The sequence below is a fragment of the Mesobacillus sp. genome, assembly GCF_047739415.1.
GTDB lineage: Bacteria > Bacillota > Bacilli > Bacillales > Cytobacillaceae > Mesobacillus.
Map to the genome: position 1 here is coordinate 1 of NZ_JBIQOE010000102.1, position 11,024 is coordinate 11,024.

The following is an 11,024-nucleotide window of genomic DNA, read 5'->3' on the forward strand; positions in this document are numbered from 1 at the left end:
GGTTTCAAGGTTAAGAGGCTATTGCTGTCAAGAAACCATCGTTATTATGACAGGTTTTAAGGTTAAGAGGGCAAAGCTGTCAAGAAACCATCGTTATTGTGACAGGTTTGAGGGAGAAGAGGGTAAAGCTGTCAAGAATCCTACGTTATTATGACAGGTTTAAAGGTTAAGAGGGCAAAGCTGTCAAGAAACCATCGTTATTGTGACAGGTTTGAGGGAGAAGAGGGTAAAGCTGTCAAGAATCAGCTGTTATTGTGACAGGTTTCAAGGTTAAGAGGCTATTGCTGTCAAGAAACCACCGTTATTGTGACAGGTTTGAGGGAGAAGAGGGGAAAGCTGTCAAGAATCCATCGTTATTGTGACAGGTTTGAGGGAGAAGAGGGTAAAGCTGTCAAGAATCCATCGTTATTTTGACAGGTTTGAGGGAGAAGAGGGTAAAGCTGTCAAGAATCCAACGTTATTGTGACAGGTTTGAGGGATAAGAGGGGAAAGCTGTCAAGAATCCTACGTTATTGTGACAGGTTTGAGGGAGAAGAGAGCAAAGCTGTCAAGAAACCATCGTTATTGTGACAGGTTTGAAGGAGAAGAGGGTAAAGTTGTCAAGAATCCCCCGTTATTGTGACAGGTTTGAGGGAGAAGAGGGTAAAGCTGTCAAAAATAATAAAAATGATTGAATGGCTTTTATTTTTATAATAAAAGTCCTGCATAGAGCAAGGCTTTTTTCTTCCTCTGGAGAATAAATAAAAAGAGGGATGTTATAATGTAAGTAATTGAAAAAAGTAAAGATGGCGGTGATATGATGGTATCACAACAAGAAATCCATGATGTATTCTCCAAAAATTTAAGTTCATGGAGTGAAAAATACGGTGTTAAGCGTATTGGCCTGTTTAGATCGTATAGCCGTGAAGAGCAAAAAGATGACAGTGATATTGATGTGATTGTTGAATTTAGTGATTCTCATTTATCCTTTGATAACTATATGGACCTAAAGTTTTATCTTGAAGATACCTTCCAAAAACCTGTGGATTTAGTTATTATCAACGATATCAAGCCTGCACTGAAGCCTAGCATTCTAAGGAGTGCTAAGTATGCATAGAGAGCGAAAAGTCTTCCTGGGAGATATAAAAGACGCTGTATCACTTAGAATGTACGATTCCAGTATCCCACGGGATGCTTTTTTTGTTTTATCGCAATTTTATTATTGAAAAGATACTACTCCTTGCCAAGGGCTTTGGTTTGGGTTTTTTCTGGTTTTAATATTTTAATGCGACAGCATCACATCCTTCTACCCATTTGTGATTTTTGTTATTGAATTCTTTTAAAAAGTATGAAAAAATAATGAGGTCATCTGATGACCAGATATCTGTCGCGCATTTTTAAACAAAACGTCTTAAAAACTATGAAACTATCAAGCTTACAAGCAACTAGGGGGAAGGAATCAAATGTTATTGCTGATTGCGTTAAGTGCGATTATCGCTCCGTTTTTATTCCTTGTGATCATGCGGATGCCAGCGGCTAAGGGGATGGCCTTGAGTTCACTGATCGTCATTTTGTTAGCGCTTACTACTTGGGGGATGGAAGGACAAGTGGTATTGGCGTCGATTTTTCAAGGGGTACATAAAACGCTGACTATTCTTTGGATTTTATTTGGTGCATTGGTGTTGTTGAACACGCTTCGAAATACGGGAGCGGTCGTCAGGATTAACCAGGGATTTCAAAGCATTTCTGGTGACATGCGAGTGCAGGTCATTATTGTTGCCTTTTTATTTGGTTCACTAATTGAAGGAGCGGCAGGCTTTGGAACGCCTGCGATGGTTACTGGACCGTTAATGCTGGCTCTGGGGTTCCAGCCGATCGCGGCTGCAACGATTGCCTTGATTGGTGACAGTACCGCGGTCATGTTCGGGGCGGTTGGAACACCTGTAGCAGTGGGATTGAGCAATATTCCGGGTGCCGATACTCCTTTTTTCCATGACATAGCGGTTACCGTGACGAGTCTTGATTTACTCGCTGGTTCGTTCATTCCGTTCATTTTAATGGTCGTGTTAACGGTCTTCTTTGGAAGCGGTATCAAAGATGCGTTGCCGATGCTTCCGTGGACACTGATGATTGGCTTTATCTACACAGGCAGTGCGTTACTGGTAGCTAGCCTTTTCGGGCATGAGTTTGTTTCGATTCTTGCCGCACTCATCACCCTGGCGATGGCAACATTGACCGCGAAAAAAGGCTTCTTGCTTCCGAAGACGGAATGGAAGGCTGCAATGCGAAAGGGTTTTGTCGTTTCGACTGAAAAATCAAAGATGAGCATAGTCACAGCCTGGTCACCATATGTCGTTGTTGTTCTTTTATTGCTGCTCACACGGATTGTTCCAGCGCTGAAAGAGTTTACGAGGACAGCGATTGACTTTACCTGGAGCAATATTTTAGGAGTTGAGGGTGTGACATCTGCCTGGGAATTCTTATATTCTCCAGGAACGATCCTTACTGCTGCAGCAGTTTTTGCGTTCTTATTCCAGCGTAAATCGTATCAGACGTTTACCAATGCATCGAAAGAGTCGTTATCAACGATGAAAATGACATCGGTTGCCTTGATTGCGACGCTTTCCATGGTTCAAGTATTTGTTAACTCGGGGATGAATCTTAATGAACTAGTCAGTATGCCGCAGTATATTGCCGAATCCTTTGCAGGCTCACTAGGTTCTGTATGGATCTTCGTTGCTCCATTCCTTGGTGAGTTAGGAGCGTTCATTACTGGAAGTGCAACGGTTTCGACGTTAACGTTTTCGCCAATTCAATTCAATGTCGCGGATGCCGTTGGCCTGGAGTCGAATATCGTGCTGGCAGTCCAGCTCATTGGAGCAGCCGCAGGAAACATGATTTGTGTGCATAATGTCGTCGCGGCGAGTGCGGTTGTTGGGGTTTCCGGTAAAGAAGGAGAAATCATTCGTAAAACATTGGCGCCTGCGATTCTTTATGGAATTCTGGCGGGAGTGTCTGGTTTTATCTTCTTGAACTTACTTTAAGCTGCCAAAAGGTCCCACTATCTTTCGGAGAGCTAAATTCTCTGTATAATAAAAGGGAATAGATGGGAGATGAAGGATATGCCATATAAACGTGTGCAAGCAAAAAAGGTTTATGAACAAGTTGCTGACTCAATCATTGAGTTGATTAAAACTGGTGAGTTAAAACCAGGTGATAAATTAGATTCCGTCGAAAAGCTGGCGAAAAGCTTCGACGTTGGGAGTTCCACGATCAGGGAAGCATTAAGTGGTTTGCGGACGATGGGGCTGGTGAAAATGCGCCAGGGTGAAGGGACGTTTGTGAATACCTTTGATCCGTCGAAATTCCAATTGCCCGTCACCAGCGCTTTCTTAATGAAGCTTGAAGATGTGAAGGAACTGTATGAAGTCCGTAAGATTTTAGAAATCGGCACCGCTGCACAGGCAGCTGCTGTGCACAAAGAAGAAGATTTGCTTGATATGGAAAAAGCATTGATCGTGATGGAACATGCCAATGGAAATGAAGAGCTCGCTTCGCAAGCGGATCTTGATTTCCACGTTGCGATCGCGAATGCGACACATAATAAATTGTTGATTAATCTGATGAGCAGCGTTTCGGCGCTGAATTCGCAAACGATTCAGGAAACCAGGAAGGTGCTCCTGTATTCGGATAACATCGTAGATGATCTGCATTCCGAACATCGACGAATCTTTGAAGCAATTAAAAACCGACAGCCAAACGAAGCGCGCCAAGCAATGCTTAAGCATTTGCAAAATGTCCAGGACCGACTTTTTAAATACATTGAGTAATTCGGGCGGCGTCGGACGACTTTTACATGAGGTGAACAAATATGAAGGTTTCATTATTTAGTACGTGCCTTAGTGATATTCTCTTTGCGGATGTGGCGAGAAATACGCTTGAGATCCTAGAGAGAGTTGGATGTGAAGTGGATTATCCGATGGAGCAGACATGCTGCGGGCAGCCTGCCTATAACAGCGGGTATTTAGAAGAAGCGAAAGCAGCGATGAAGCAAATGATGAAGGCTTTCCGCCATTCGGAATATGTCGTTGGACCATCAGGATCTTGCGTTAGCATGCTGAAGGAATATCCGCACATTTTTGTTGGCGACCCTCAGTGGGAAGAAGAAGCGAAGGTTTTTGCGGCCAAATGCTATGAAATTACCGAGTTCCTTGTTGATGTGTTAGACATTACAGATTTGGGTTCGACTTTTAAAGGAAAAGTGACCTTCCATTCTTCCTGCCATATGAAACGTCTTCTTGGTGTAAAAGAACAGCCGAAAATCCTGTTGCGGAATGTCAAAGGTGTTGAGCTGGTTGACCTGCCGTGGGAAGAGGATTGCTGTGGATTCGGCGGAACGTTTGCCGTGAAAAACCAGATGATTTCTCAGGAGATGGTGAGTGAGAAGTCAAAACACGTGGCAGAAACTCAAGCTGAGTATTTGGTTGGCGCGGATATGGGCTGCTTGATGAATATCGGAGGGCGCATGGAGCGCGAAGGCAAAAAAGTAAAGATCATTCACATCACTGAGATTTTAAATACTCACTAAGAAACGGAGGGAAAAAAGATGAGCATTAAAATTGGCGAGGTTCCTTATAAAGAGCGTATCCAAAAAGGAATAAAAGATGATTTTATGCGGCAGGCTGTTTCCTCCGCGCAAGGAAGATTCCGGACTGGCCGGATCACTCAGGCTGAGGAGCTCGGCAACTGGGAGGACTGGCGGAATTTGGGTGAGGAAATCCGTAACCATACGCTGGAAAACCTCGATTACTATTTACAGCAATTAAGCGAGCAGGTATCCAGACGCGGCGGCCATGTGTTTTTTGCCGAAACAGCGGAAGAAGCAAACCAGTATGTTAAAGAGATTATTTTAAAGAAGCAAGCGAAAAAAGTCGTCAAAGCGAAATCGATGGTAACCGAGGAAATCGGTTTGAATAAGGCGCTTGAGGAAGTTGGCGCTGAAGTAGTTGAATCGGATCTGGGCGAATGGATTCTACAATTGGATGAAGATCCGCCATCCCATATCGTAACTCCTGCGTTACATAAAAATAAACAGCAAATCCGTGAGACGTTTGCGAAGAAAAAAGGATATACCGGATCAGATACGCCGGAAGAGCTGGCCGCCTTTGCCCGTGAACAGCTGCGCCAGGACTTTTTAGCTGCTGATGTCGGTGTGACAGGCTGTAACTTTGCGATTGCAGAGTCCGGGTCGATCACGCTGGTCACAAATGAAGGAAACGCTGAAATGGTGACGGCTCTTCCGGATACGGTGATTACGGTGATGGGCATGGAGCGAATCGTGCCGACATGGGAAGAGATGGAGGTCCTTGTCAGCTTATTGACGCGCGCGGCAGTTGGCCAGAAGTTAACAAGTTATATCACTGCGCTTACCGGAGCACGCCTTGATGAAGAAGTTGATGGACCAGAAGAATTCCACCTGGTTGTTGTCGACAATGGCCGCTCTAAGATTCTCGGAACTGAGTTCCAATCCGCCCTGCATTGCATTCGTTGCGCAGCTTGTATCAATGCTTGCCCTGTTTATCGTCATATCGGCGGACATGCGTACAACTCGATTTATCCAGGCCCGATCGGTGCGGTCATCACGCCGTTGCTAGAGGGTTATGAGGATCATAAAGAGCTTCCATATGCATCGACATTGTGTGCGGCATGTACCGAAGCTTGTCCGGTAAAAATTCCATTGCATGAGCATCTCATTCGTCATCGTCAAATCATTGTGGAAAAAAATATGGCTCCAACAGCTGAAAAGTTGATGATGAAAGGTTTTGCGGCATGGGGTTCTAACCCGTCGATTTATAATATGAGTGCGAAAATGGCGAAACCAGCTCTTGGTCCTTGGACAAAAGACGGCATGATTGAAAACGGACCGGGACCATTGAAAGCGTGGACGGATGTACGCGATTTTTATGCGCCACAGGGACAATCGTTCCGTTCGTGGTTCAAGCAAAGACAGAAAGACGGTGAATCCAAATGAGCATCCAAAATCGAGAAGCCTTTTTAGATAAGTTGGCGTCCAGACTTGGGCGGGAGCGACGGACAGCAGGAGTGGAGCGGCCTCAGTGGACTGTCACCCCGCAGGATGAAGTGTTCAAAGGCATGAGCCAGGACGAATTAGTTGATGTACTTGAAAAACATTGCAAAGTCATCCATACCACATTTAAACGGACGGACCGAGACGGACTGGCCAAGGTGCTGAACGAAACGCTGGAGGCTTATGAAGGCAAGTTAATCATTACGTCCAAAGATGCGCGTTATCAGGAGTATGGAGTGACTGAGTTTTTTGAAGAGCAGAAGGGTCAACTCGATGTCCATGTGTGGGATTCGGCACTGGGCAAGAAAAATCAAAAGATTGCAGAACGCGCTGATGTGGGGATTGTATTCAGTGACATCACGCTTGCCGAGTCTGGCACGGTGACATCGTTCAATACGAAAGACAATGGCCGCTCGATCAGCTTGCTGCCGAGAACTTTCATCGCCATCATCCCGAAAAGCACCCTAGTGCCCCGGATGACCCAGGCGGCCAGACATATCCATCAGGCCCAGGCCAATGGCGAAGACGTCCCATCATACGTCAGCTTCATCACCGGTCCAAGCAATAGTGCCGACATCGAGATGAACTTGATCGTCGGAGTTCATGGACCTGTTAAAGCCACTTATATTGTGGTGGATTAGGAGATGGGTTTGACGTTCACTAATTGTGCGAAGCGCTAAATACCAGTTTAATAGTTAGACAGTTGGGAAGCGGATTTATGCTTCCCTTTTCTTATTGCCAATATATTAGTTGATGACATGAAATGCGTAATTTTATGACACAGAAAAACTTCCCCGTGTTTTTTAAGAAATGCCAGGAAACGCTATATACAAAATAGCTACTGAAGCAGGTGATGGTGGGAGTGAAGGTGTTGTCGATGATTCAGCCCTGGGCGAGTCTTTTTGTTCTGGGTGAGTCTCAATATGAAACGAGATCATGGAGAACGAAGTATCGCGGTCCTCTTGCGATTCACACCAGCAAAAAGATCGATAAGGGAGTCTGCAGCCATGTGGCGATCAAGTCGCTGCTGTTAAAGCATGGGTTTAAGACAGAGAATCTTCCAACTGGCGTAATCATTGCTGTCTGCCAGCTTGTAAATTGTTTGAGAGTGATGGAAAACAACGAAACATGGGCAGTGTTGGAGGATGGAAGGACGGTATCAGGCAATGACTTTTTCCTCGGTGATTATAAAGTGGGAGGATATGTCTGGGAAGTCCGGGATATGAAGATGCTGGACCGCTTCATTCCGGCAAAAGGAAGGCTTGGGTTATGGGAGTATGAGGTGTAGAGTGCCTGTTCAACGGGGAACAGGCACTTTTTCAGTTTTGTTAGCTTTGCCTGCTAAAATACGGGCAGTAATCGGAATCATGACCCTTACAGGCTTGTTTTTCAAAAGTGTAAATAAAAAGCAGCCCGCAATAACAATGACGCTGCCAGCGGCCTGGATCCATGTCATGTTCTCTCCTAAAAAAGCAAAGGCCAGGACGGCGGTAAAGATGGGATTGAAATTAAGGAACAACCCGGAAGTGCTTAGCCCCAGTTTATTGACTCCGATATTCCAGAGGACCATACAGATTACGGTCGAGACAAGGCCTGTGTATAAAATGCCTTGCATAAAGGAGGAATTCAAGTTGGTTACCGTGAAATCTTTGATGGAAAAAGGCAGCAATACGAGCAGGCCGAAAATACCTGAGTAGAGGATGGACATCATTGGTGTAACGGTCGTCATCGCCCACTTGCTGCTGACCGAATAAATCCCCCACATTCCCACAGCTGCCATCATATAAAGGTCTCCTTTATTGAACTGTAAGGAAAATAATAAATTCATATTCCCTTTTGAAAGGACGAGCAGAACACCAAATAGGGAGAGGATCATTGTAAGGAATTGAAGTTTATTGATCTTTTCTTTTAGAAAAAAGAAAGAGAATGCCGCAATCGAAAACATATTCAATGTCGAGATCAAGCCAACGTTCGTTGCAGATGTCTTTTCAAGTGCCATGAATTGCAATGCCTGAAATAAGGCGACCCCGGTGACTCCCATTATAAATAGGGGCAGAATGGATTCTTTTGGCGGTATCAGCTTTTTTTCTTTCCACCAGACAAGTGGGATCAGACAGATGATCGCAATGGCCCATCTTAAAATGGTCAAGGTGATCGGAGAAGCATGGTCTACAAGCGTCTTCCCCACGATAAAATTGCCGCCCCAAAGAAAACTCGTTAAAAGTAATAGTAAATAATATCTCACGTCATTTGGCTCCTTTAATCAGAGCCATTGTGCACAATGACTTACGTTATATGAATTATTTTAACATTTTCCTAAGATGACAAAAGATAATTTTGTATAATTGACTTAATTCGAAATAAATAAAAGTATAATAGAAATATAGTTATGAAAATTCAAATCCTGGTCTTTTTTTCGCTGGTATTTTGAATTTTTAAAAAGGGGGATGAATCGTGGAATCAGTTGTAAGCAAGGTTTTGGACAATGTGGATATAAAAATTCTCGATTTGCTGCAAAAGGATGCCCAGTTAAGCAATCTGGAACTTTCGAAACGAGTGAATTTATCTGCTCCGGCCGTTCACGCCAGAATCAAGCGGCTTGAAGGTGAAGGGTACATCAAAAAACAGGTCGCGATTTTGAATCATGAGAAACTAGGCTTTGATTTGCTGTGCTTTGTTTTTATGAGCACTAATATGCATCAGGCGGAAAAGCTTGAATCATTGGAAGAGACCCTGGAAGCAATGGAAGAGGTCTTGGAATGCCATTGCCTCACTGGAGAATATGATTATCTGTTAAAGGTGGCCTGTAAAGATCGAAAAGGACTGGAGATGTTTATCAGAGGGCTGAATGAACTGGGGATCACCAAGATTCAGACAAGTCTCGCTTTAAGGGAAATCAAAGACTCCACCGTACTGCCAATCAGTGGGGAAGTGTGAGACGTGGGGGGACGGTTCTTTTGTCGCCATAAACCTAAAACAAGACAGCGCATCCGTTTGGTTATTCTTCCTTGGACATAGCATTATAGTGTTTGAGGCTTTTAAATCGCTTTTTCTTTTTTAGATACTTTTCGTTCAGTACGAGTACTTTTCCATTCTCGGCGGCTGAAAATTTGCGGTAGACGGATTTGTATTTTTCGAAGGCTAAGTGCCCGGAAATGTAAACAGGTAAAATGATGGCGATGAGGATCAGTACATCTCTGATGATATGAAATGATTGCTCGAAAACATATCTCGTCATAACCGCCTGGGATGCAAAAGCCACCATTAAAATGATAAGCACATTGCAGATGTGAAAAGGGAAAAACTCCTTTCCTCTAAGAAACATCCGCTCGAGCTCATTTTTAAAAATGAGGTAAATGAATACCGAAATCACAATGAATATCAAGGAAATGAAAAACGCCATTTTACCCGTCCTCCTCCATGGATGATCCCTTTTCAGCATTGTAACATAATGATTGCCGAGGATTACTTGAAGTAGACGCTCAATCGTAAATATAAGTGAACTTGAGAGACGTGAACCTTCCCTCTGTCTCTTTTACATACTTTTCCTTTCTCAGAGCAACATAAAAAGAAATTAAATGGGGATCAGGGGGATTGGAAATGAGCTTGGATGATGTCATTTTAGCGCGGGAAAAAATGAAGGGAATTGTACATACGACACCTCTTGATTATTCTAAAACGTTCAGCAATCTCTCGAATAATGAAGTATATTTGAAGCTTGAAAACCTGCAAAAGACAGGGTCCTTCAAGGTTAGGGGTTCTTATAATAAACTCATATCCTTGCCATCCGAAAAGCTCCAAAAAGGCGTCGTGGCAGCTTCGGCCGGCAACCATGCCCAGGGCGTGGCGTATTCCTGCCAGATGCTCGGCATTCGGTGCACGATTGTCATGCCGAAAGGTGCGCCTCTCAGCAAGGTGCTGGCAACACGGCAATACGGAGCCGAAGTCATACTCGAAGGTGCAGTTTTTGATGAAGCTCTCGCCTTTTCATTGGAGCTAAAAGACAAGGTTGGCGCCACTTTTATTCATGCCTTTGATGATGAGGCAGTCATTGCCGGACAAGGCACAGTCGGTTTGGAAATACTTGATCAGCTGCCTGATGTTGAGGTGATTGTCTGCCCTGTTGGCGGGGGAGGGCTTATTGCGGGTGTCGCGTTGGCGGTGAAAGAGAAAAATCCGGATATTAAGGTTTATGGTGTTCAGACGCTTGCATGTCCTAGTATGAAACAGTCGTTAACAGAAAAAAGACCTGTCGCTGTTGAAGCAGCCCCAACGATGGCAGATGGAATTGCTGTTCAGAAGCCTGGGCAAAAGACTTTTGAAATCATTAGAAATTATGTTGATGATATTTTCTGTGTCGACGAGATGGAAATAGCCCGAACCATGCTTCTCGTCCTGGAGCGAAATAAGCTGCTGGTTGAGGGATCAGGGGCAAGCCCGCTTGCAGCACTGCTTTACGATAAAGTGAAGCTTAGCGGTAAGAAGGTTGCCGTTGTTTTAAGCGGGGGAAATGTCGATGTCAATTTTATCTCCCGGCTCATTGAGCGAGGACTGGTTGAATCCGGAAGGTTTGCCCATTTTATCATCACCTTAAAAGATAAGCCAGGGGAGCTGCAAAGAGTATTGAGCTCTGTAACTGAACTGAACGCAAACATCCAATCCGTCAACCTTAACCGAATCGGCAAGCATATCTATCCAGGCTTTGCTCAGCTGGAGTTATCAGTGGAAACGAAAGACCATGAACATATAGAGCAGCTAGAGAAGAAGTTAAGAAAACAGGGATTTCAGCTGCAGATGGAAGAATAACCACATGAGCATGGGGACGTACCTAATGCTTTCATTCTTAATGGAAGAAGAAGCACAGGGAACGTCAATACTTTCTGGGAAAATGCAGCTGGCTCAATGAGGTGAAAAAGTAGAGAATCTTGAGAAAGAGAAAACCACCCGCAGCCGTCGA

11 protein-coding genes are annotated in these 11,024 nt (G+C 44.3%); 9 read left to right on the plus strand and 2 right to left on the minus strand.

The genetic code is table 11. From position 1 onward, the window contains the following. The first annotated feature begins 799 nt into the window (after window positions 1-799). The 7 genes from ACH0QE_RS08465 to ACH0QE_RS08495 all read left to right on the plus strand — a co-directional run bounded on the left by ACH0QE_RS08465 (window position 800) and on the right by ACH0QE_RS08495 (window position 7,355). A complete protein-coding gene (locus tag ACH0QE_RS08465) occupies window positions 800-1,096 on the plus strand; it encodes a nucleotidyltransferase family protein (protein WP_415800275.1) in 297 nt (98 codons plus the stop codon). 346 nt (window positions 1,097-1,442) lie between these two features. Beyond that, window positions 1,443-3,023: an L-lactate permease gene (locus ACH0QE_RS08470; RefSeq protein ID WP_415800265.1), complete on the plus strand. Its 1,581-nt coding sequence runs from the start codon at window positions 1,443-1,445 to the stop codon at window positions 3,021-3,023. 78 nt (window positions 3,024-3,101) lie between these two features. Then, window positions 3,102-3,809, plus strand: coding sequence for a FadR/GntR family transcriptional regulator (locus tag ACH0QE_RS08475; protein ID WP_415800266.1), 708 nt, complete (start codon window positions 3,102-3,104; stop codon window positions 3,807-3,809). Window positions 3,810-3,850: 41 nt separating this feature from the next. Further along, entirely contained in the window at window positions 3,851-4,567 is a 717-nt protein-coding gene (locus tag ACH0QE_RS08480) for a (Fe-S)-binding protein (protein WP_415800267.1), read from the plus strand. Window positions 4,568-4,585: 18 nt separating this feature from the next. After that, window positions 4,586-6,010: a LutB/LldF family L-lactate oxidation iron-sulfur protein gene (locus ACH0QE_RS08485; RefSeq protein WP_415800268.1), complete on the plus strand. Its 1,425-nt coding sequence runs from the start codon at window positions 4,586-4,588 to the stop codon at window positions 6,008-6,010. After that, window positions 6,007-6,708: a LutC/YkgG family protein gene (locus tag ACH0QE_RS08490; RefSeq protein WP_415800269.1), complete on the plus strand. Its 702-nt coding sequence runs from the start codon at window positions 6,007-6,009 to the stop codon at window positions 6,706-6,708. Before ACH0QE_RS08485 ends, ACH0QE_RS08490 begins: the two co-directional genes overlap by 4 nt. 221 nt (window positions 6,709-6,929) lie before the next feature. Beyond that, complete coding sequence (locus ACH0QE_RS08495) at window positions 6,930-7,355, plus strand: ASCH domain-containing protein (protein ID WP_415800270.1); 426 nt, start codon at window positions 6,930-6,932, stop codon at window positions 7,353-7,355. 9 nt (window positions 7,356-7,364) lie between these two features. On the opposite strand, the gene ACH0QE_RS08500 is transcribed toward ACH0QE_RS08495, so the two are convergent. Beyond that, window positions 7,365-8,312 (minus strand): DMT family transporter, encoded by a 948-nt coding sequence (locus ACH0QE_RS08500; protein WP_415800271.1) that lies wholly within the window; start codon window positions 8,310-8,312, stop codon window positions 7,365-7,367. 209 nt (window positions 8,313-8,521) lie between these two features. Between ACH0QE_RS08500 and ACH0QE_RS08505 the strand changes: the two genes are divergently transcribed. Then, on the plus strand, window positions 8,522-9,004 hold the full coding sequence (locus tag ACH0QE_RS08505) for an Lrp/AsnC family transcriptional regulator (protein WP_415800272.1): 483 nt from the start codon (window positions 8,522-8,524) through the stop codon (window positions 9,002-9,004). A gap of 61 nt (window positions 9,005-9,065) precedes the next feature. On the opposite strand, the gene ACH0QE_RS08510 is transcribed toward ACH0QE_RS08505, so the two are convergent. Beyond that, complete coding sequence (locus ACH0QE_RS08510; RefSeq protein WP_415800273.1) at window positions 9,066-9,470, minus strand: hypothetical protein; 405 nt, start codon at window positions 9,468-9,470, stop codon at window positions 9,066-9,068. Window positions 9,471-9,667: 197 nt separating this feature from the next. Between ACH0QE_RS08510 and ilvA the strand changes: the two genes are divergently transcribed. Beyond that, window positions 9,668-10,873, plus strand: a complete 1,206-nt coding sequence (ilvA, locus tag ACH0QE_RS08515; RefSeq protein ID WP_415800274.1) for a threonine ammonia-lyase — start codon at window positions 9,668-9,670, stop codon at window positions 10,871-10,873. Window positions 10,874-11,024 lie beyond the last annotated feature (151 nt).

Bases quoted from the DNA above. Each gene is read 5' to 3' on its own strand.
- ACH0QE_RS08465 (WP_415800275.1), top strand. From the start codon at position 800: ATGGTATCACAACAAGAAATCCATGATGTATTCTCCAAAAATTTAAGT.
- ACH0QE_RS08490 (WP_415800269.1), top strand. From the start codon at position 6,007: ATGAGCATCCAAAATCGAGAAGCCTTTTTAGATAAGTTGGCGTCCAGA.
- ACH0QE_RS08480 (WP_415800267.1), top strand. From the start codon at position 3,851: ATGAAGGTTTCATTATTTAGTACGTGCCTTAGTGATATTCTCTTTGCG.
- ACH0QE_RS08485 (WP_415800268.1), top strand. From the start codon at position 4,586: ATGAGCATTAAAATTGGCGAGGTTCCTTATAAAGAGCGTATCCAAAAA.
- ACH0QE_RS08510 (WP_415800273.1), bottom strand. From the start codon at position 9,470: ATGGCGTTTTTCATTTCCTTGATATTCATTGTGATTTCGGTATTCATT.
- ilvA (WP_415800274.1), top strand. From the start codon at position 9,668: ATGAGCTTGGATGATGTCATTTTAGCGCGGGAAAAAATGAAGGGAATT.
- ACH0QE_RS08475 (WP_415800266.1), top strand. From the start codon at position 3,102: ATGCCATATAAACGTGTGCAAGCAAAAAAGGTTTATGAACAAGTTGCT.
- ACH0QE_RS08470 (WP_415800265.1), top strand. From the start codon at position 1,443: ATGTTATTGCTGATTGCGTTAAGTGCGATTATCGCTCCGTTTTTATTC.